Source organism: Streptomyces antioxidans (genome assembly GCF_000968685.2).
Classification (GTDB): Bacteria; Actinomycetota; Actinomycetes; order Streptomycetales; family Streptomycetaceae; genus Streptomyces; species Streptomyces antioxidans.
In genome coordinates this window covers 128,449-149,094 of sequence record NZ_LAKD02000027.1, presented here as the reverse complement: position 1 = coordinate 149,094, position 20,646 = coordinate 128,449, and the positions used below count along the sequence as shown (strand labels likewise).

Sequence of the window (20,646 nt, the reverse complement as noted above, 5' to 3'; positions counted from 1 at the left end):
GGCTCTTGCGGGGGTGCGGGCCAGCGGGCGGATCCCGGGGTGTTCAGCCCGCGAGCTCCCCCAGGAGCGCCCAGGTGCGGCGCCGGGCATCCGCACCGGCGGCCTCCGTCCCGGAGAACACCACCTCCGTCGCCCCGGCGTCCCGGTAGCGCCGCACCTCGGCGGCGACGGTCCCCTCATCGCCGATCACGGACACATCGACGGCCCGGGTGCCGCCGGAGAGTCCGATGACCCGCGCGTAGGAGGGGATCCGTTCGTAGAACGCGAGCTGTTCGGCCACCGTATCGCGTACCGCGTCGGCATCGTCGGTGACCACACCGTGTACCAGCGCCACGATGCGGGGTGCGGGGCGGCCCGCGGCCTCCGCCGCCGCGGTGACGGCGGGGACGATGTGCTCGGCCAGGGCCCGGGGCCCGGCGAGGTACGGCAGGATGCCATCGGCCAGCTCGCCGCTGGCCCGCAGCGCCTGCGGGCCCATCGCGGCGACGAGCAGCGGCACTCCGGCCCCGGCACCCGGCACCCGGGCGGGCACCGGCGTGGCTGCGGTGAGCAGTTCGCCGTGGAAGTCGGCGGCACCGGTCTCGGTCAACTGCCGCAGCGCGGAGAGGAATTCACGCAGCCGGGCGATGGGGCGCTCGAAGGGGATGCCGAAGCCCCCCTCGGTGAGGAGTTTGGTACCGAGCGCGAGTCCCAGGTGGTACCGGCCGTGCGTGGCCGCCTGTGCGGTCTGGGCCTGGCTGGATACGACTAACGGGTGACGTCCGAAGACCGGGATCGCGGACGTGCCCACCTGCAGATCCGGTACTTCGCGCCCGACGATGGCCGCGAGCTGGGGCGAATCGGCGCCGAAGGTCTGCCCGAACCAGGCGGACCGCAGCCCGGCGGCCGAGGCTTCCCTGGCGAGGTTCACGGTGGCATCGATCTGGTTGTCCGCGTCCGCCGCGGAGAGTGCGACTCCTACAGTCATGTCTCGATAACCCCCGCGACCGGTCGCGTATGCCCCTGCGGATGTGACGGCTGTGTGTCGGCGGTGTCCCCCGGCGGCGCGTGCGCCACGGTGGCCCACCGGGCGGCCCGGGCACGGGCCCAGGAGAACCCCGGCTCAGAAGAACCCCGTCAGCGGCGGCGGCTCCGCGTTGAGGAGGTAGTCGCCCACCACCCGTGCCTTGTGGGCGATCGGATTGTGGCTGACCAGGGTGCGGGCGTTGCGCCAGTGGCGGTCGAAGTTGAACTCGCGCCGGGTGGCCGAGGCCCCGCCCACGTCGTACAGCCGCTCCGCCGCCCGCAGAGCTGCCTGGGCGGCCACCACCTGCGCCTGCGCCACCTCGGTGGCCGCCCCGGCGAGCGCCGGTTCGCCGCCCGCGACGCCGTCCTCGCCGCGGGGACCGGCGATGGCGCGGTCGATGGCGGCCGCCGCGCGCAGCACGGTGGCCTCGGCCCCGTACCCGAGCGCCGCGATCTCGCCCACGGTGTGCTGGACGAACGGGTCCTGGATCGCGTGGTCGACACCGCTGTGGCGGACCGCGCGGGCCCGGTCGCGGGCGTAGCCGATCGCGTCGCGCACCGCGTTCTTGGCGATGCCGGTCTCCACGGCGGCGAGGAAGAGCTGGTGGTACGCGCCGAGATGGGTCCGGCGCACCCCCACGGCCTCGTCCACGACCACCTCGTGCGGGTACACCGCCACGTCCTCCAGCTCCGTGGTGCCGCTCGCCGTCATGCGCTGGCCCATGCCGTCCCAGTCGTCGATCAGCCGCAGCCCGGGGCGGCCGTGCGGGAGCACCACGCGGACCCGCTGGTCGAGGTGGTCCTTCGCGGCGATGACCACCCAGTCGGCGAACAGGCTGCCGGTGCTGTAGTACTTCGTACCGCTCAGCCGGTAGCGGTCGCCGTCGGGCACCAGCGCGGTGTCGATGTCGCCGGGGTGCTTGGCGGCGGTCTCCCCGGTGGCGTTGCCGAAGAGCTCGCCCGCCAGCGCCGCCGCGAACCACCGCTCGCGGTCCTCCGTCCCGCCGTCGCTGATGAGCTTCTCGACGAACCCGAAGTGCGGCCGGAGCGCCTGTGCCACATTGGAGTCCGCCTCCGCGAGGTCGATGACCACCCGGAAGAGGTCCACGAGGCCCGCCCCCGGGCCGCCGTGCGCCACCGGGACCCGCAGGGATCCGATGGTGCTCGCCCGTACCGCGTCCATGGACCCGTACGGCAGTTCCCGCTCGGCCTCGCGGCGCGCCGTGTCGACGGAGAGGGCGGCGGTCAGCTCCGGCACCCGGTCGAGGACGTCCCGCACCGTGGCGGTCCGCGGGGCCGTGGTGGTGTTCATCGGGCCGTGGCCCCTTTCTGTTCTGAAGGCTCGTACGACTTCTGTTCTGAAGGCTCGTACGAGGGCGCCGGTGCGGGGAGCCCCAGGTGGTCGCGGAGGGTGGTGCCCGTATAGCCGTGGCGGAAGGCGCCGCGGTCCCGCAGGATCGGCAGGACGTGGTCGACGAAGGCTTCCAGGCCGTCGGGCAGCGCGTCGGGCAGCAGGGTGAAGCCGTCCACCAGACCGGCCGCCCACCAGTCGGTGAGGTCGTCCGCGATCCGCTCCGGGGTGCCGACGACCGACCGGTGGCCGCCGATGGTGCGGGCGGCGAGCCCGGCCAGGGACAGCCCCTCACGGCGGGCGATCTCGGCATGGGTGCGGAAGAACCCGGTGGGCAGCCGGTCCGGTGGCGGACCCGACAACTGGGCCTCGGTCAGCGGGGCTTCGGGATCGGTGGTGGCCGGGTCGAGGCCGAGGGTACGGGCCACCCGGGCGAGCTGCCGCGCGTCCTCGTGCACACCCGCCTCCAGCGCGGCGAAGCGCGCGCGGGCCTCCGCCTCGGTGCTGCCGAGCACCGGGGTGAGGCCGGGCAGCAGCCGGATGCCGGACACCTCACGTCCGTAACCCCGCGCCTGCTCGGCGAGGCGGGCGCGGTAGCCGCGCGCCGCCTCGTGGTCGAGCAGCGGGGTGTAGACGGCCTCGGCGAAGCGCCCCGCGAGCGCCACGCCCGGTGGCGAGGCCCCGGCCTGCATCGTCACGGGGCGGCCCTGCGGGGAGCGCGGCACATTGAGCGGCCCCGCGACATCGAAGAACTCGCCGGTGTGGCCGGCCGCGTGAATCCGGTCGGGGTCCGCGAAGCGCGCACCGCGGGTGTCCGCGATGAGCGCGCCGTCCTCCCAGGAATCCCACAGCCGGTGCACCAGACCGATGAACTCCTCCGCCCTGCGGTAGCGGGTGGCGGGGTCGAGGACGGTGTCGAGACCGAAGTTCCGCGCCGCGTCGGGGAAGAAGGTGGCGACCGCGTTCCATCCGGCGCGCCCCTGTGCGGCGTGGTCGAGAGAGAGGACCCGGCGGGCGAGGTTGTAGGGCTCGTTGAGGGTGGTGGACCCGGTGAAGACGACCCCGATGCGCTCCGTGGCGGCCGCGAGGTAGGTCAGCAGCATCGACGGTTCCAGGGCCTGCCCGGGGCCCCGGCCGATGTCGCCGTGGAGGGCGGGGATGTCGGCGAGGAACACCCCGTCGAGGGCGCCGTGCTCGGCGGTACGGGCCACCCGCAGATGGTGGTCCGGGTCGACGTAGGCGTCCGGGGCCCGGCCGGGCAGGGTCCAGGCCCCGGGGTGGTTCCCGGCGCCGGTGATGTTGACCAGCAGACTGAGCCGTCGTGTCATCGGACCAGCACCTCCGCCGTGTCGGGTGCGTACCGGACGACCGGGGGCCGGGCCAGGCCGAAGTGGTCGCGCAGCGTGGCGCCCGCGTACTCGTCCCGGAACAGCCCCCGGCGGCGCAGCTCGGGGATGACGTGCTCGGCGAAGGCCGCGAGACCGCTGGGGAGCACATCGGGCATCAGGTTGAAGCCGTCGGCCGCCCCTTGGGTGAACCACTCCTCGATGGTGTCGGCGATATCGGCCGGGCCGCCCGCGACGACACGGTGTCCGAGCCCGCCGCCGAGCCGCCGGATCAGTTGCCGGGCGGTCAGCCGCTCGCGCCGGGCGAGGTCGGTGGTGACGGTGAAGAAGGTCTGGAGCCCCTGGACGCTTTCGGCGGGGCCGATGAGGTCCCACGGCAGTTCCGCGTCCGGGTCGAGGGCGTCGGCGTCGATGCCGAGGAGGGCGGCCAGTCGGTCCAGGCCGTAGCGGAGCGGAATGAGGTCCTGGAGGCCGTTCAGCCGCTCCAGCGCCTCGTCGCGAGTGGCGGCGACCACCGTCGACAGCCCGGGCAGCACCACGATGCCGTCGGGGTCACGGCCGAGCGCGGCGGCGCGGGACTTGACGGCGCGGTAGTACGCCTTGCCCTCGTCCAGGGTCTGGGCGGCGCTGAAGACGGCCTCGGCGTGCGCTGCGGCGAGTTCGATACCGTCGGGCGAGCCACCCGCCTGGACGAGCACGGGGCGGCCCTGCGGCGACCGCGGGGTGTTCAGCGGCCCCCGGACCCGGAAGAACTCGCCCTGGTGGTCGATGGTGTGGATACGGGCCGGGTCGGCGAACACCCCGCGCGCGGGGTCCCCGACGAGCGCGTCGTCCTCCCAGCTGTCCCACAGCGCACCCACGACGCCGACGAACTCGGCGGCGCGCCGGTAGCGGTCGCGGTGGGCGGGCGCCTGGTCGAGACCGAAGTTGCGGGCGGCGGCCGGACCGGCCGTGGTCACCGCGTTGAACCCGGCGCGGCCCCGGCTGAGGTGGTCCAGCGCGGCGAACCGGCGTGCGATGTTGTAGGGCTCGTTATAGCTGGTGGAGGCGGTGGCGATCAGGCCGATACGGCGGGTGTGGGCCGCGATCCCGGCCAGGATCACGGTGGGTTCCAGCGCGTATTCGGGACGGTGGGCGATATCGGGGGTGAGGACGGGGGTGTCGGCGAGGAAGACGGCGTCGAGCTTCGCGGCCTCGGCGATACGGGCGGTGGTGATGTAGTGGTCGAGGGAGAAGGCGGCGCGCGGATCGCCGTCGGGGGCGCGCCACGCACCCGCGAAGATCCCGGACTGGAAGACGTTGACATTGAGGTGCAGGTGTCGCCTGGCGGGCGGAAGGGTCATGGGGCGGCTCACTGTCGCTGGTCGGCGGGGATCTTGGCGGGCTGGGTCTCCACATCGAGGTTGTTCTTGATGAACCGGGCCACCCGGGGGTCGGCGAACGCCGCCTTGAGCCGGGTGATGGCGGGGTCGTCGGCGTAGGCGTCGCCGACGACGAGCTGGATGGCGAAGCGCTCGTCGGCCGGGGGCAGCAGGATGCGCTGCTTGACCGGGATCTTGGCGACCCGGAACTTGTAGGCGTAGTTGATGGCGGCGTCGACATCCGGCAGGGAGCGGGAGATGGCGTCCAGGGACACCTCGTGCCATCGGAAGCCGTGCGGGTTCTCGGCGATGTCGCCCAGCTGCGCGGTGAGCGGGTCCACCTCCTTCTTGAGCTTGATCAGCCCCACCTTCTGGAGGGTCAGCAGCGCCTGGGTCTGGTTCGCCGGGTCGTTGGGCAGGGTGATCCGCGCGCCGTGCGGGAGCTCCCGCACGGCGCGGTACTTCTGCGAGTACAGGGCGAACGCCTGGGTGAAGATGGGCTGGACGGCCCTGGCCTCGTAGCCCTCGTTGGCCACGATCACCTTGAGCCATTCGGCGTGCTGGGTGATGTTCGCGGCCAGCTTGCCGTCCGCGGTCGAGCCGTTGACCTGGTTGGCGTCGTTGACCGGATACGGCTCGACCCTGATGCCGTGGTCCCGGTCGACCCTGGCGGCGACGTACTTCACGATGGCGTTCTGCGGAATGCTCCCCTGGTTGTAGCCGACCTTCAGGGTCTTTCCCAGGGGCGGGTGGTCCTCGCCGCTCACCCGTGCGGCGATCAGCGAGCCGACGGCGAGGGCGACGGCGCTGAGCGCCGCGATGGCGGCGATGCGGCGGGGCAGTCTGGACTTCAGCTCGAAGCCGTGGTCATGGACGAAAGGCATGGGTGTTCCCCGGTGGGATGACGAGGGTCCGGCGGTGCGGGGTGGGCTGGGGGAGGAGGTTCGGGGTGCGGTGGCCGCAGCGGTTTCCGCGGCCTCGATGACCTCAGTGGGACAGACGGCGCACGACGCGGTCGCCGGTGAACTGGATCACCTGAACCATGACGATGAGCGTGACGATCGTGGCGGTCATGACCGTCGTGTCGAAGCGCTCGTAGCCGTAGCTGATGGCGAGGTAGCCGATGCCACCGGCGCCGATGGTCCCGGCGATGGCGGAGAATTCCAGCATGCCGACGATCGCGATGGTCAGGCTTCCCGCCAGCGCGGGCAGCGCCTCCGCCAGTTGCACGGACACGATCACCTGAAGGCGTGAGCCGCCCGCGGCGCGCCCCGCCTCGGTGGCCTCGCGGGGTATCTCCCGCAGGGCCGTTTCCACCAGCCGCGCGAAGTAGGGGATGCCCGCGAGCGACATCGGCACGATCGCCGCGGACACCCCGATGGTCGTGCCCGCCACATACCGGGTGAACGGAATGATCGCGGCCATCAGGATCAGGAACGGCAGCGAACGGCCCAGGTTGACCACCCAGCTCAGCGTGGCCCGCAGCGCCCGGTGCGGGAACAGCGCGCCGGGCGAGGAGTTGTGGAGCACCACGCCCACCGGGGTGCCCACGGCGATGACGATGAGCATGACGGCCGCGACCATCCGCAGGGTCTGCCCGATCGCGGGGAAGAGCAGCGGCCAGAGCTGGTCGAGGTCGGTGCTCATACGACCGCCTCCTCGACCGTCTCCGCGGTGGTCTCGGACGCCGGTCCGGGGGCGGCCGGTTCGTCCGCCGGGACCGGGGACGGCGGTTCAGGCAGTGGTTCGGCGTGGATCCCCCAGCCGCCCAGGGCGGCGGTCAGCTCCTCCGCCCGGTCGTGGCCGACCGCCACGGTCGCACGGCCCGCGGCCCGCCCGGCGATCTCCTCCACCGTCGCGGACAGCAGATGGACATCGAGCCCGTGGTCCGCGCCGAGCCGGGTCAGCCAGTCCGTGGGCACCGCGTGGCCCTGGTAGGTGAGTCGCCAGGTGCCCAGCCCCCGCCGGTCCCGGGAGACCGGCCGGTCGGGGAGGAGCGCGTTGCCCAGCGCGGAGTGCGGGTCGGCCACCAACTGCCGGACGGGCCCAGACTCCACCACCCGCCCCTCGCGCAGCAGGGCGGCGGTGTCCGCCACTTCGCGGACCACCTCCATCTCATGGGTGATCAGGAGGATGGCCAGATCCAGGTCGGTGGTCAGCTCGCGCAGCAGGGCGAGGACGGACCGGGTGGCGGCCGGGTCCAGACCGGAGGTGGCCTCGTCGGACAGCAGTACCTTGGGCCGCAGCGCCAACGCCCGTGCGATGCCCACGCGTTGGCGCTGGCCACCGGAGAGCTGGGCCGGGTAGTCGGCGGCCCGGTCCGCGAGGCCGACCCGCTCCAGCAGCTCGGCGACCCGGCGCTTCTCCTCCCGGGCGGTCACGCCGAGATAGCGCAGTGGCATCGCGACGTTCTGCGCCGCCGTGCGCCGACGCAGCAGATTGGCCGACTGGAAGACCGTTCCGATGGCCCGCCGCGCATCGCGGAGTTCACGTTCCGGAAGGTCCGTCACATCGGTTCCGGCCACCCGCACCCGCCCTGATGTGGGGCGTTCCAGCAGGTTCACACAGCGGGCCAGGGTGCTCTTCCCCGCGCCACTCGGGCCGACGACGGCGCCGATGGTGCCCTGCGCGATGGTCAGATCGACGTCATGGAGCACCGGCCGCGCACGGGTACCGGTGCCGAAGGTCTTGTGCAGTTTCTCTACACGGATCACCGTGTGTACTCCTCGACGCTCTGGGGAGGGTGCGGGCGGGCGCGCCGACGGCAGAGGGAAGGTGGCGGGCCGGCCCCGAGCGGGAATGAGGTCAGTGAGAGAAACAGGCGGCACTGGTGATCACCATGTGATCGACCGTGCGGCGGCGCGTGCAGAGAAGAGTGCGCGACATGGGATGGGATGCTCACACCGCTGTCTGCCGAGGTCAACAGCGGACCGCATGGTGAGATGCGCGGTGTGCCGGGCGGCCGTCCGCCGTTCCGCATGCTGGTCGCTGCTTGACCAGTACACGAATGCCGGTGTTGGGTGGCGCCCATGGCCTCCACGCTTCTGGTGCACCGCCACCACGTCGACCTCGGTCGAGTGGTGAGCGCGCAGTGTTGTTGAGGCATTGACGGCTGCCCGTCGGGGCGCCCTCCTCCCAGCTGTTTCCCCTGTGTGATCCGTCTGCCCGTACGGGGCCGTGCCCCCCGTACGCCGTGCGGCACGACGGGTCCGTCAACTTGCCTGCGTCGGCGCCGAAGAGCCCGCGCACCCATGAGGAAACCACCGTGACCGACACGTTCCCGCGTGAGCTGCGCCAAGCCCTCGCCGAGACCTCCGCACCCCTGCTCGAGGGCGCGGACGCCCTGCCGTACCTCGACGACCGCTCCGGGGCGGCCGGGGCGGCCGGGGCCCGGGCGCTCGCCGTCGTACGCCCCGGTGACGCGGCCGAGGTGGCCACCGTCCTGAAACTCGCCCACCGCCACCGCGTCCCCGTGGTGACCCGCGGCGCGGGCACCGGCCTCTCCGGTGGCGCGACCGCCGTCGACGGCTGTCTGGTGCTCAGTACCGAACGGCTGAACCGCGTTGTGGAGATCTCACCCGAGGACGAGGTGGTCATCGTCCAGCCCGGGGTGATCAACGCCGATCTCAACGCGGCGCTCGAAGGCCACGGCCTGTACTACGCGCCCGACCCGGCCAGCCACGCCATCTCCACCATCGGCGGGAACATCGCCACCAACGCGGGCGGACTGCGCTCCGCCAAGTACGGCGTCACCCGTGACTCCGTGCTGGCACTCGATGTCGTACTGGCCGACGGCACCGCCCTGCACACCGGCCACCGCAGCGTCAAAGGGGTCACGGGCCTGGACCTGACCGCCCTGTTCGTCGGCTCCGAGGGCACCCTGGGAGTGATCGTCGGCGCCACCCTGCGGCTGCGACCGCTCCCGGCGGCCACCGCCACGGTCAGTGCGTACTACCCGTCCGTGCGGGCCGCGCTGGACGGCGTACGGCGGATCTCGCGCACCGGTGTCGTCCCGGCGATCGCCGAGCTGATCGACCACCCCAGCCTCCGCAACATCGACGAGAACACCGGCTCCCGGCTCACCGACGGCGGCCATGTCCTGCTGCTGGTGCGGACCGACGGCCACGCCGCCGCGGCCGAGGCCGAGGACGTCGTCACCGCGCTGCGCCACACCGGCGGGGACGCGCACCGGGTCACCGACGAGGCGGAGGCCGAACGGCTGTGGGAGCTGCGCCGCTCCGGACGCGGCCGGACCCGCCCGCTGTGGACCGTCGGCGAGGACGTCGCCGTACCCACGTCGCAGGTGGCGCGGATGTACGAGGAGGGGGAGCGGATCGGGCGACGGCACGGGCTGGACTTCGCGTCCGTCGCCCACGCGGCCGACGGCAATCTGCACCCGGTGCTCTCCCGGCCGGTGCCCGAAGGGGTTGCACCCACCGCCCCTGCGCCCCCCGAACTGGACGCGGCGGCCGATGAGTTGGTGCGCGCGGCGCTCGCCCTCGGCGGCACCGTCACCGGCGAGCACGGGGTGGGTGTCACCAAGCGGCGCTGGCTGGAGGACGAACTCGGCGCGGCCGGACTCGCCCTCCAGCGCGCCATCAAGGCCGTCTTCGACCCGCTCGGCATCCTCAACCCCGGCAAGGCCATCTGAAAGCCCGCGCCCCCGGCAGGGCCCGCTGAGGGCCCGCCCGCCGAACCCGCCGACAGGCGCTCCGGCCACCCACCGAAACACCGACCCGTCCTTTGGAGACACACCTCATGGCCCTCTCCCGCCGCGGTGCCGACACCACCGCCCTGGGCGGCTTCGGCGACCCGCCACCGACCGGAGTCCCCGGCTTCCTCCCGCTCACCAGCGGCACCCCCGCCGACGCGGCGCTGCCCGTCAAGGAGCTGGCCGAGGCCGCGGCCGGGGTGCTCGGCGGTCCGGCCGCCACCACCGCGTTCCAGTACTCCGGTGTGGAGGGGACACCGGAGCTGCGCGAGTGGATCGGCCGCCACGAAGGGGTCGCCGCGGACCGGGTGCTCGTCACCAACGGGGCACTCCACTCGCTCTCGCTGGTCTTCGACGCCCTGCTCGACCCCGGCGACCTGGTCGCCGTCGAGGACCCGGTCTACCCGCTCGCGCTGCGCGTCCTCGGCCGGTCCCATGTCGGATACCTGCCGGTCCCCACCGGGCCGGACGGCCTGGATACCGACGCCCTCGCGGCGGCGCTCGAAGGCGGGGCCCGCCCCAAGGTCCTCTACACCGTGCCCGACTTCCACAACCCCACCGGCGCCACGCTTCCCGCCCCCGCCCGCGTCCGGCTCGTCGAACTCGCCGAGCGCTACGGCTTCACGGTCGTCGCCGACAGCCCGTACCGCGAACTGCGGTACTCCGGCGACCCCGTACCCCAGCTCAGCACCGACAGCGACCGGGTGGTCCGCGTCAACAGCTTCTCCAAGACCCTCGGGCCCGGTCTGCGCCTCGGCTGGATCAGCGGCCCGCCCTGGCTGCTCCCCGCGGTGGCGCGGCTGCGCGCCAACCAGGACCAGCACCCCTCCACCCTCACCCAGGCCATCGCCACCGCGCTCCTCACCACCCCCGGTCGCTTCGACCGCATCACCGACGACGCGCGGGCGCTGTACGGGCGCAGGGCACGCGCCCTCCACGCGGCGCTCGGCGCGGCGCTCCCGGGCCGTATCGAGGCCGCCCTGCCGGAGGGCGGGCTGTTCCTGTGGGCGAAGGTGCTGGACGACGATCCGGATCTGCGCGCGGCGCGCACCCGCGCCCACGCGCTCGGCACGGACTTCGGCGTCGGCGGCCACTTCTCCCCGCCCGGCGGCAGTGGCTCCCCGGGGTACATCCGCCTCGGCATCGGCGCCGTGGCCGAACAGGACATGGCCACGGCGGTCGGCCGACTGGCCGAGGCACTGCACCCGGAGACGCCCCGATGACCCATACGCCCACTTCCGCCACCGCGCCCGCCGCCACCCCGGCCATCGCGCCCAGTCCCGCGCCCGCCCCGGACGGGTCCGTCCGCTGGGTGGCGCTCGACTGGGACGACCCGGCGGCCGCCGAACTGCGGACGCTGATGGACGCCGAGATCAAGCCCCGCTACGCCGCCTTCGGGCCGCGCCCGCATCTGCCGCCCCCGCCCACCGCCGAGGAAGTGGCCGTCACCTGGGTCGCCTTCACCGGCTCCGGCGAACCCGTCGCCACCGCCTCGCTGCGCGCCCTGCCCGGCGACCGGTGGGAGATCAAGCGCGTCTTCGTCCGCGCCGACCACCGTGGCCGCGGACTGGCCGCGGCGGCCCTGGCCGCCGTCGAGGCGTCCGCGGCCGAACGGGGCGTGGCGGAGCTGATGTTGCAGACCGGTGTCCGGCAGCCGGAGGCCGCCGCCCTCTACACCCGCGAGGGCTGGTACCGCATCCCGCCCTATCCGCCCTACTCCCGCGACCCGTACAGCGTCTGCTTCGCCAAACGGCTGCCCGCCACCGGTGGTGCCGCGGAGCGGGGGAGCCATGCGTGACCTCCGGCCGCTCGCCGCCGTCCTGATCGCCACGCTGCTGCTCGCCGGATGCGCCCCGTCCGGTGCAGGATCCCCCACCTCGGCCTCCGGCACCTCCCTGACCTGGGGTGTCACCACCGAACCGCAGTGCTTCGACCCACACCGCTCCACCCAGCAGAACGCCTTCATCATCATCCGCAACTATGTCGACTCACTCATCGCGAAGAAACCGGACGGCACCTTCGCACCCTGGCTGGCCACCCGCTGGAAGATCTCCAAGGGCGGTACGGCGTACACCTTCCGGCTCCGCGACGATGTGACGTTCAGCGATGGCACCCGCTTCGACGCGAAGGCGGCGAAGGTCAACTTCGACTACGTCGCCGACCCGGCGAACGCCACGGACGCCGCCAGCCTTCTCGTCAACTACCGGCGCAGCACCGCCCCCGACCCGCACACGCTGCGGATCGAGCTGAAGAAGCCCGACTCCTCGCTCCTGGAGTCGCTCTCCAGCGTCAAGCTGGGCTTCCTCTCGCCCGCCTCGCTGAAGAAGGGCGACACCCTGTGTGACGCGAGCCGGTCGCTCGTCGGCACCGGCCCGTTCACCGTCGACGGCTACACCCGTGGCCAGTCCGTGCGCTTCGCCAAGAACCCCCGCTACGACTGGCCGCCCGGCCACTCCGAGCACCGCGGTCCGGCGCGTCTGAACACCGTCACCTATCGCTTCCTGCCCGAGTACTCCACCCGCGCGGGGGCGCTCTCCTCCGGCCAGGTCGACGTGATCGAGGGCGTACAGCCCCTGGACGTACCGCTGTTCAAGGACGTCAAGGGCTTCCAGTACCTCACCGGACCCTCCCGGCAGACCTCCTTCACCCTCAACATCAACTACACCCGGGGGCCCGGCGCCGACATCCGGGTGCGGCGGGCACTGCGCGACGGCGCCGACCTGGACGCGGTGGTGCGCGCCGTCTACCGGGGCACCGTGCCCCGCGCCTGGTCCAACATCGGGCCCGACAACTCCGACTACGACGCCTCGCTGAAGGGCAGCTGGGGCAACGACCCCAAGGGGGCCAACCGGCTGCTGGACGAGGCCGGATGGACCGGACGCGACGGCGACGGCTACCGCACCAAGCACGGCAAGCGGCTCACCATCGAGGTCGGCTACCCGCAGCCGTACGTACGCGACAACCGCGATGTGCTGATCGAGGCGCTACAGGCCGAGCTGCGGCAGAACATCGGACTCGACCTCGACCTGAAGATCAACACCGCCGGGGAGTTCACCGACCAGAAGGCCCACGGCGACTGGACCATCTACCCGAACACGCTCAACCCACTGGACGCGGGCATGGAACTGCGCCAGGTCCTCGGCAGCACCGAGTTCCTCTACGGCAACGTCCGAGGATACGACAGAAAGCTCGACGCCATGATCAACCGGGCCCTGGCCACCACCGACCTGGACGAGCGGCGCCCGCTGCTGGCGAGGATCCAGCGGCGCGCCGTGGACCGGGCGTACATCGTGCCGCTGTTCGCCCCGCACTACCAGATCGCCGCCACCGACGAGGTCCACGGCCTCGGCTTCGAGACCCAGCTCGACTCGCCCGCCAACAACTACGCGGTACGGGTCGGCCGATGAGCGCCGCCACCGCCGCGGCGGAGCCCACCGCCGACACCGGCACCCGAGCGAGCGCCCCCGTGGCCCTGCGGCGGGCCGCCGCGCGCGTCGCCACCGGCATCGGCGTGATGTGGGCCGCCGCCACCGTCGCGTACGTGGTGCTGCACGCGATGCCGGGGAAGATTGAGGACATCCTGGTGGGTGACCAGACCTATCCGGGCGCCCAGGAGGCGGTCGCCGCGGAATGGGGCCTGGACCGACCGCCCCTCGTGCAGTACCTCGACTATCTGTGGCGGCTGGCCCACGGCGACCTCGGCACCTCGTACGCGATGCGGCAGCAGGTCGCCTCCGTCGTCGGCGACCAGCTGTGGCCGACCGTCCAGCTCACCCTGGCGGCCGCCGCGGTGGCCGTCGGCCTCGCGCTGGCCGTGGCCGTCGGCACGGCGGGCCGGGCCCGTCCGCTGCGTGCGCTCGCCTCGGTGGCCGAACTCGTCGCCACCTCCATGCCGGTGTACTGGCTCGGCATCCTGCTGCTGATGGTGTTCTCCTTCGGCCTGGGCTGGTTCCCGCTCACCGCCGACAGCGGTGTGGCCTCGCTGGTGCTGCCCGCCGTCACCCTCGGGCTGCCGATGGCCGGGCTGCTGTCGCAGGTGCTGCGCGAGTCCCTGGAGGCCACGCTGGAGCAGCCGTTCATCACCACCGTCCGCGCACGGGGCGTCGGCGAGACCCTGGTGCGGCTGCGCCACGCCCTCAGACACGCCCTGGCGCCGGTGATCAACCTGGGTGGCTGGATGATCGGCAACCTGCTCGGCGGCGCCGTCATCACCGAGACCGTCTTCGGCCGTCCGGGGCTCGGCGCCGTCACGCTGACCGCCGTGACCAACAAGGACGTGCCGGTCGTGCTCGCCGTCGTCCTGCTCGCCGCGTTCGCGTACGTGGTGATCTCCACGCTCGTCGACATCGTCAACCTGCTCATCGACCCGAGGCTGAGGACCCGATGACCACACGTCGTGGCCCCCTGCGCCACACCCCCACCGCCCTGTGCGCCGCGCTCATCGCCGTACTGCTGCTCGCCGCGGCCTTCCCCGGCCTCTTCGGCGCCGCCGACCCGCTGCGCTCCTCGATGCCCGAATCGCTGCAGGCGCCCAGCGCGCGGCACTGGTTCGGCACCGACCTGCTGGGCCGGGACGTGTTCGCCCGGGTGGTGCACGGGGCCCGCTACTCCCTGCTGCTCGGGGTGGCCGCCATGCTCATCAGCCTGGTCCTCGGCCTGCTGACCGGTGTCCTCGCCGGGCTGTCCGGCCGGGCGGCCGACGAGGCCGTGGCGCGGGCCCTCGATGTGGTCTCCGCGTTTCCGGGCGTGCTCCTGGCGATGCTCGTGGTGGTCTTCACCGGGCCCGGTGTCCTCAACATCGCGGTGGCGATCGGCGTCTCCGGCGTGCCGAAGTTCGCCCGGGTGATCCGCGCGCAGACCCGGTCGGTCAGGGACGCCGCATACGTCACCCACGCCGTCGTCCAGGGCCGGGGCCGCGGCTGGATCCTGGCACGGCACATCGCCCCCAACGTCCTGGTGGCCGTCCCCGTCATCGCCACCATCGACATCGGCACCTCGATCGTGGCCGTCTCCGGGCTGAGCTTCCTCGGCCTCGGACCGCAGCCCCCGGTCCCCGAATGGGGCGTGATGCTCTCCGAGGGCCGCGACATCCTCCGTACCGCCTGGTGGGCCGGGCTCTTCCCGGGTCTGGCCATGACCGTGACGGTGATCGCCTTCACCGTCGTCGGCCGCAGGCTGCAACTCCTCCTGGAAGGCAGGACCCCATGACCGCACATGACGCGGCGGCGCACCGGCCGCTGGTCGAGGTGGACTCACTCAGCGTCTCCTTCCGCGGCCCGGCGGGAACCGTACGGGCCGTGGAAGACATCTCCTTCGCCGTCCATCCCGGCGAGTGCGTGGCGATCGTGGGGGAGTCCGGCTCCGGCAAGAGCGTCACCGCCCGGTCCCTCGTCGGACTGAACGGCCGGGAGGCGGTCCCCGAGGCCGCCGCCCTGCGGGTGGACGGCCGGGACGCGCTCGGCTTCTCGCAGCGGGACTGGCGGGCCGTGCGCGGCCCGTTCGCGGGGCTGGTCCTGCAGGACGCGCTGGTGTCGCTCGACCCGCTGCGCACCGTGGGCCAGGAGGCCGGTGAGGCCATCCGCCACCATCGGCTGGAGCCGCGCGGCCGGGTGCGGGACCGGGTGCTCGAGACCCTGCGCGCGGTGGGCATGCCGGACCCCGAGCGGCGGATCGACGCCCACCCCCATGAACTGTCCGGCGGGCTGCGGCAGCGCGCGCTGATCGCCTCCGCCATCGCCGCGAAACCGCGGCTGATCGTCGCCGACGAACCGACCACGGCACTGGACGTGACCGTGCAGCGGCAGATCGTCCAGGTGCTCGCCGACCGGGTGGCCGACGGCACCGGACTGCTGCTGATCAGCCATGACCTGGCCGTCGTCGCGGACATCGCGGACCGCGTCCTGGTCATGGAGCGCGGCCGGGTGGTGGAGGACGGACCGGCGCACCAGGTGCTGCGGCGCCCCGGCGCTCCTTACACCCGGCGGCTGCTGGCGGCGATCCCCACGGCCGCCTCGCGCGGCGCACGGCTGACCGGTGACCGCCCGGCGACCGGGGTGTCCGCGCCGTCCGCCACCGTACGCCGCCTTCCGCCCGGGCCCGGCGGCGACGTGGTCCTGGAGGCGAGGGGCCTGACCAAGACCTACCCGGTGCGCGGCCGGAGCGGTACGGGCGGGCGGCAGCGGTTCACCGCCCTGGACGACGTGTCCTTCCGGCTGCACCGGGGGGAGGCGCTGGGCATCGTGGGGGAGTCCGGCTCGGGCAAGACCACCTGCGCCGACATCGTGCTCGCCCTCACCCGGCCGGACTCCGGCGAAGTGCGGCTGCACGGCCGTCCGTGGAGCGCGCTGACCGAGCGGGAGCGCAGGGACTCGCGCCGGCTGGTCCAGTACGTACCGCAGGATCCGCTGAGCTCCTTCGACCCGCGCTGGACGGTGGGCCAGGTACTGGCGGAGAACATCCACGGGGCGGATTCCCGAGACCGGCGGCGCGAACTGGCCGCCACCGCCCTGGAACGGGTCGGGCTGAGCGCGGAACACCTCATCCGGCGGCCCCGGTCGCTGTCCGGTGGCCAGCGGCAGCGGGTGGCGATCGCGCGGGCGCTGATGGGTGAACCGGAGATCATCGTGTGCGATGAGCCGGTGTCCGCCCTCGACGTGCTCATCCAGGCCCAGGTGCTCGACCTGATCGCCGACCTGCGTGCCGAACTGGGCACCTCGCTGCTGTTCATCTCGCACGACCTCGGCGTGGTGCACCATCTCACCGACCGCGTACTGGTGTTCAAGGACGGCCGGGTCGTGGAGCGCGGCGACGTCGACGAGGTGTTCGAGGCGCCGGGCCATCCGTACACCCGCGAACTGCTGGCCTCGCTCCCGGGGCAGGAGCTGCGGGCGTCGTGAACCGTGTCCCTCCCGTGGCGGGCCGCCACTCCGGGGTGCCGCGCCCCCGCATCCCCCACATCACCACCGGGAGTCCGGCATGAGCGAACCCGTCAAGCAGGTGCCCCTCGGGGCGGCCTGCCCCGGGGTGGACAACACCGTCTGGAGCGATCCGAACTCCGGCAGCCAGATCGACTTCTCCTCCTTCCGCCAGCTGGCGCAGACCGCCGAGCGCGGGAAGTTCGCGCTCGCCCGGCGGTTCGCCACCCTGGACCACCTCTCCGGCGGGCGCGCCGCATGGGACGTGGTCACCTCATCGGACACCTTCACCGGCGCGAACTTCCGCCGGGGCGGCTTCCTGGACCGCGCCGACCGGTACACCCGCGCAGCGGAGTTCGTCGCGGTCGCCCGCGAGCTGTGGGACGCCTGGGCTCCGGACGCGGTGGCCGCCGACCCCGCCGCCGGGGTCTTCGTCAAGGACGGTGCCATCGCGGAAGTACGCCATCGGGGACCGCAGTTCGACATCTCCGCGCGCCCCACGGTGCCGCGCGGTCCCCGGGCCCACCCCGTGCTGATCCAGGCCGGAAACTCAGGCGACGGCCGTGAGTCCGCCGCCGCGACCGCCGACGCGATCTACACCATCCACGCCGAACTGGCGGCGGGCCAGGCCTTCTACGCCGACGTCAAGGGTCCGCTCGCCGCCTACGGCCGTGCCCCCGGAGATCTGAAGATCCTTCCCCAGGCCACCTTTGTGCTGGGCGACACCGCGGCGGAGGCGCGTGAGCGTGCCCGCCACATCCGCCTCCAGCAGGTCTCCCCACAGGGAGCGATCGCACAGCTCGAACAGGTATGGGGATGCGACCTGTCCGGCTACGACCCCGACGGACCACTGCCCGACGTCGAACCGCTCACCGATGGCGTCAGCGTCCCCCGCGTCCACACCGCACACGCCCACGAGCACGAACGGGTCGCGGTCCTCACCGAGGAGGGCTTCCGCAGCCGTAACAGCGCACCCCGCCCGGAACGGCTGGCCCTGCTGCGCGACGCGCCCGGCCGCGCCGCCGCCGGAGATCTGCTGGTGGCCGTGGACGAACCGAGCGGCACACTGATCGGCACCGCGAGTCTGCTGCGCCCCGGCACCGCGTACACCCGCCTCGCCCTCGGCTCGGCCTTGTCCGTCAGCACGTCCGCGAGGAGCGCCGAGAAACGGCACCGACCGATGAGGACCGCCGTCTTCTCCCGTGACCTCGGCCGGGGCCCGGCATGACGGCCGCCAGCCGGTTCGACACCGGTCGGCGCCGAGTGATCGCCGTCTGCATGGCCGCCGGAACGACCACCCTGCTGGACAACTCCGTTCTCAACATCGCCATCCCCGTGCTGCGCACCTCCCTGCACGCGAGCGCCACCGAAGTGCAGTGGATCGTGGCCGGGTACTCCCTGTCCTTCGGCCTCACCCTCGTCCCCGGTGGCCGCCTCGGCGATGTGCACGGCCGCAAGACGTTCTTCCTCGCCGGTCTCGCGACGTTCACCACCGTCGGTGTGGTGGCCGCGGTCTCCACCCACCCGTGGACGGTCATCGCGGCACGACTGCTCCAGGGCGCTGCCGCGGGCCTGGTCAACTCCCAGGTGATCGGCACCATTCAGGACGTGTTCAGCGGCCATGACCGGGCCCGCGCCCTGGGCCTTTACGCGGTCACCAGCGGAGTGGCGGCCGCGCTCGGCCCGCCCCTGGGCGGGGCGCTGATCGCCGCCGCGGGACCTGGCCTCGGCTGGCGGCTCACCCTCCTGCTGACCGTCCCCTTCGGGTTGGCCACACTGGTGCTCGCCGTACGGTATCTGCCCGCGCCCCGGCCGAACGCGGGCCACACCGACCTGGATCCGGTCGGCACCGTCCTGGTCGGGGCCCTGGCGCTGGTGGTGATGGTGCCGTTCATCCAGACCCCGTCACATGGGGCGGCGGTGACGGGCTCGGCCGCCGCGGGCTGCGCCGTGGCCGGACTCATCCCGGTGTGGCAGCGCCGCCTCATCCGTGCGGGAGGCCGCCCGCTGCTCCACCCCTCGCTGGTGGGGTCCGCGCCGTTCGCACTGGGCACGGCCGTGGCGATGGCGCAGTTCGGCGCCTCGATCGCCGGATCACTGGTGCTCACGATGTTCCTGCAGGACGGCATCGGGCTGCCCGCCGCGGCCGCCGCCGTCGTCACCCTGCCCTCGGCGGTGGCGATGGGCATCTCCTCCGCGCTGGCCTGGCGCGTGGTGCGGCGCATCGGCCGCCACACGGTGACGCTCGGACTCGCTCTCAGCGTGTGCTCCGTACTGGCCAGCGGCCTCGCCGCGCTGTGCGCCCCTGCCCCCGCACTGCCGGTGATCCTCGGCCTGACCCAGTTCTGCGCGGGCACCGCCTCCGGGCTGACCGTCTCCCCGAACCAGGCGCTGGTGCTGCGCCACGCCCCGCGGGAGGCCGCCGGGGTGGCCGGAGGAGTCCTGCAGATGTCCCAGCGCATCGCCGCCGCCGTGGGTGTCTCGGCCATCTCCGGTGTCTATCTGCACACCGCGGCGGTGGGGACCGCCCACCACCGGTCGGCCTACTGGCACACGAGCCTCACCTGTGCGGGCGTACTGGCCGTCGCACTGGCGGTGTCCGTCCTGCGCGGCGCCCGAACGGACACCGGCGTACCCGATCCCTCCGAACCGCCCCACGGCGCGCCACCCCGCGCGGGGAAACAGGGGACACCGGTGCCGCCGGAGGCCCGCCCATAGCCCGTCCGCATCGGTGGCCGGGGCGTTCGCCACGCGGCTGAGACTTCCGCCACTCGGCTCGGACCGTTCAGACCGTGGAGAAGACCTGGTCGAAGTCGAGCCGGGGCCCGCGCGGGCGGTGGCCGTCCGGTGTCGGCCAGCCGATGTTGACCACCATCAGCGCCGAGTGCTCCGTGTCGGCGAAGAACTCTCGGCCGACGCCCTCCGCGTCGAATCCGCTCATCGGCCCGGCGGCCAGCCCGGCGGCACGCACCGCGATGATGAAGTACGCCGCCTGGAGCGCGCCGTCCGGGACGGCCGACGGACGCTCAACGGCCAGCACGGCGACCAGTGGTGCCAGCGCGGTCTTCTCCCGGTTGCCCCGCGACATATGGCGCAGCAGCCTCTCCCGGGCCGCCGTGGAACGCACCAGGACCACGCGCAGCGGTTGCCCTCCGGAGGCGGTGGGGACGGATTCCACCAGATCGTGGATCTCCCTGACGGTCTCGTCGGAGACCGGGCCGTCCGCGAAGGCGTTGGCGGTGTGGGCCCGCAGGAAGAGCAGGTCCTGGGAGGCGGAATCCAGGGCCAGAGGGCTGCCCGTACCGCTGTCAGCGCCACCGTCCGTGTCACTTCGCGGGCCGGTCACGCTGCCTCCTCGGCCACGCCGCGGGTGAGGGCGAGGCCACGCTGGAAGGCGGGGTGGGAGCGCAGTCGGCGCACATAGTCCGCGAGGCGCGGATACCGGGCGGCAAGCGGCGCTCCGTCGGCGGCGCGGTCGCCCAGGTACGCGAGCGCCACCCACAGGTCCACGTCCGCCGCGGTCAGCTCGCCACCGAGGGCGAATGGCCCGGCGGCCAGCCGGGCGTCGAGAGGCGCCAGCACGGCGGGCAGGTCCGCCAGGAGAGCGTGGACGGCGTCGATGTCGGCGGCGAGCGCCGCCGGACGCAGCCGGGCCCCGCCCGCTTCGGCCGGGTCGGCGAGGCGCACGGCGAGATCGCGGAGGATGTCGGGCGTGTGGTTGCTGACCACGCGCCCGCTCCACCGGTCGCACAGCGCGGGCACGGTCTGCGGCCCGTCGTAGTGGTGCCAGGTGGCCTCGTAGGCCCGGCGCAGGGACCCGGCCACGCCGCATGTGGCCCCCGGGGAAGTGACGAGGATGGTGGCGATGGAATCGTCGAGCCGCAGCAGCGCGAGGGTGATCGCGACCCGCAGCGAACGCGGGCAGCCCGGTGACAGAAACACCTCATACCGGTGCGGT

General features: G+C 73.1%; 18 protein-coding genes. 9 read left to right on the top strand and 9 right to left on the bottom strand.

Translation table 11 applies throughout. From position 1 onward, the window contains the following. Positions 1-43 precede the first annotated feature (43 nt). The 7 genes from VT50_RS10810 to VT50_RS10780 all read right to left on the bottom strand — a co-directional run bounded on the left by VT50_RS10810 (position 44) and on the right by VT50_RS10780 (position 7,777). Positions 44-967, bottom strand: a complete 924-nt coding sequence (locus tag VT50_RS10810; RefSeq protein ID WP_046084088.1) for an LLM class F420-dependent oxidoreductase — start codon at positions 965-967, stop codon at positions 44-46. 135 nt (positions 968-1,102) lie between these two features. Beyond that, entirely contained in the window at positions 1,103-2,317 is a 1,215-nt protein-coding gene (locus tag VT50_RS10805; RefSeq protein WP_046084087.1) for an acyl-CoA dehydrogenase family protein, read from the bottom strand. Further along, positions 2,314-3,684 (bottom strand): NtaA/DmoA family FMN-dependent monooxygenase, encoded by a 1,371-nt coding sequence (locus VT50_RS10800; RefSeq protein ID WP_046084086.1) that lies wholly within the window; start codon positions 3,682-3,684, stop codon positions 2,314-2,316. The genes VT50_RS10805 and VT50_RS10800 overlap by 4 nt, the downstream gene beginning before the upstream one ends. Beyond that, positions 3,681-5,045 (bottom strand): LLM class flavin-dependent oxidoreductase, encoded by a 1,365-nt coding sequence (locus VT50_RS10795; RefSeq protein WP_046084085.1) that lies wholly within the window; start codon positions 5,043-5,045, stop codon positions 3,681-3,683. Before VT50_RS10795 ends, VT50_RS10800 begins: the two co-directional genes overlap by 4 nt. Before the next feature lie 8 nt (positions 5,046-5,053). After that, entirely contained in the window at positions 5,054-5,947 is an 894-nt protein-coding gene (locus tag VT50_RS10790) for a MetQ/NlpA family ABC transporter substrate-binding protein (protein ID WP_053048405.1), read from the bottom strand. Between the two features lie 103 nt (positions 5,948-6,050). Next, positions 6,051-6,710 (bottom strand): methionine ABC transporter permease, encoded by a 660-nt coding sequence (locus VT50_RS10785; protein WP_046084084.1) that lies wholly within the window; start codon positions 6,708-6,710, stop codon positions 6,051-6,053. Beyond that, positions 6,707-7,777, bottom strand: coding sequence for a methionine ABC transporter ATP-binding protein (locus tag VT50_RS10780; RefSeq protein ID WP_063893164.1), 1,071 nt, complete (start codon positions 7,775-7,777; stop codon positions 6,707-6,709). Before VT50_RS10780 ends, VT50_RS10785 begins: the two co-directional genes overlap by 4 nt. Positions 7,778-8,328: 551 nt before the next feature. Here VT50_RS10780 and VT50_RS10775 point away from each other — a divergent pair. From VT50_RS10775 to VT50_RS10735, 9 genes are all read left to right on the top strand, one after another. Then, positions 8,329-9,714 (top strand): FAD-binding oxidoreductase, encoded by a 1,386-nt coding sequence (locus VT50_RS10775; protein WP_046084083.1) that lies wholly within the window; start codon positions 8,329-8,331, stop codon positions 9,712-9,714. A 107-nt stretch (positions 9,715-9,821) separates the two neighbouring features. Then, the gene (locus VT50_RS10770; RefSeq protein WP_053048404.1) at positions 9,822-10,997 is read left to right on the top strand and encodes an aminotransferase-like domain-containing protein; all 1,176 of its coding nucleotides are present in this window, start codon (positions 9,822-9,824) and stop codon (positions 10,995-10,997) included. Further along, positions 10,994-11,572 carry a GNAT family N-acetyltransferase gene (locus VT50_RS10765; protein WP_053048403.1) on the top strand — a complete coding sequence of 193 codons (579 nt, stop codon included), beginning with the start codon at positions 10,994-10,996 and terminating at the stop codon, positions 11,570-11,572. Before VT50_RS10770 ends, VT50_RS10765 begins: the two co-directional genes overlap by 4 nt. Beyond that, positions 11,565-13,181 carry an ABC transporter substrate-binding protein gene (locus VT50_RS10760; protein ID WP_046084082.1) on the top strand — a complete coding sequence of 539 codons (1,617 nt, stop codon included), beginning with the start codon at positions 11,565-11,567 and terminating at the stop codon, positions 13,179-13,181. Before VT50_RS10765 ends, VT50_RS10760 begins: the two co-directional genes overlap by 8 nt. Continuing rightward, a complete protein-coding gene (locus tag VT50_RS10755; protein WP_078840527.1) occupies positions 13,178-14,161 on the top strand; it encodes an ABC transporter permease in 984 nt (327 codons plus the stop codon). The genes VT50_RS10760 and VT50_RS10755 overlap by 4 nt, the downstream gene beginning before the upstream one ends. Then, the gene (locus VT50_RS10750) at positions 14,158-14,982 is read left to right on the top strand and encodes an ABC transporter permease (protein WP_046084081.1); all 825 of its coding nucleotides are present in this window, start codon (positions 14,158-14,160) and stop codon (positions 14,980-14,982) included. The genes VT50_RS10755 and VT50_RS10750 overlap by 4 nt, the downstream gene beginning before the upstream one ends. Continuing rightward, positions 14,979-16,670 carry a dipeptide ABC transporter ATP-binding protein gene (locus VT50_RS10745; RefSeq protein WP_046084080.1) on the top strand — a complete coding sequence of 564 codons (1,692 nt, stop codon included), beginning with the start codon at positions 14,979-14,981 and terminating at the stop codon, positions 16,668-16,670. The genes VT50_RS10750 and VT50_RS10745 overlap by 4 nt, the downstream gene beginning before the upstream one ends. Positions 16,671-16,749: 79 nt before the next feature. Next, positions 16,750-17,916: an LLM class flavin-dependent oxidoreductase gene (locus VT50_RS10740; RefSeq protein WP_053048402.1), complete on the top strand. Its 1,167-nt coding sequence runs from the start codon at positions 16,750-16,752 to the stop codon at positions 17,914-17,916. Beyond that, on the top strand, positions 17,913-19,406 hold the full coding sequence (locus tag VT50_RS10735; protein WP_053048401.1) for an MFS transporter: 1,494 nt from the start codon (positions 17,913-17,915) through the stop codon (positions 19,404-19,406). Before VT50_RS10740 ends, VT50_RS10735 begins: the two co-directional genes overlap by 4 nt. A gap of 67 nt (positions 19,407-19,473) precedes the next feature. Here VT50_RS10735 and VT50_RS10730 read toward each other — a convergent pair whose 3' ends face one another. Together VT50_RS10730 and VT50_RS10725 are read right to left on the bottom strand one after the other, a co-directional pair. Then, entirely contained in the window at positions 19,474-20,034 is a 561-nt protein-coding gene (locus VT50_RS10730) for a nitroreductase family protein (RefSeq protein ID WP_240529122.1), read from the bottom strand. Beyond that, on the bottom strand, positions 20,031-20,630 hold the full coding sequence (locus VT50_RS10725; protein WP_053048400.1) for a glutathione S-transferase C-terminal domain-containing protein: 600 nt from the start codon (positions 20,628-20,630) through the stop codon (positions 20,031-20,033). The genes VT50_RS10730 and VT50_RS10725 overlap by 4 nt, the downstream gene beginning before the upstream one ends. Between the last annotated feature and the right edge of the window lie 16 nt (positions 20,631-20,646).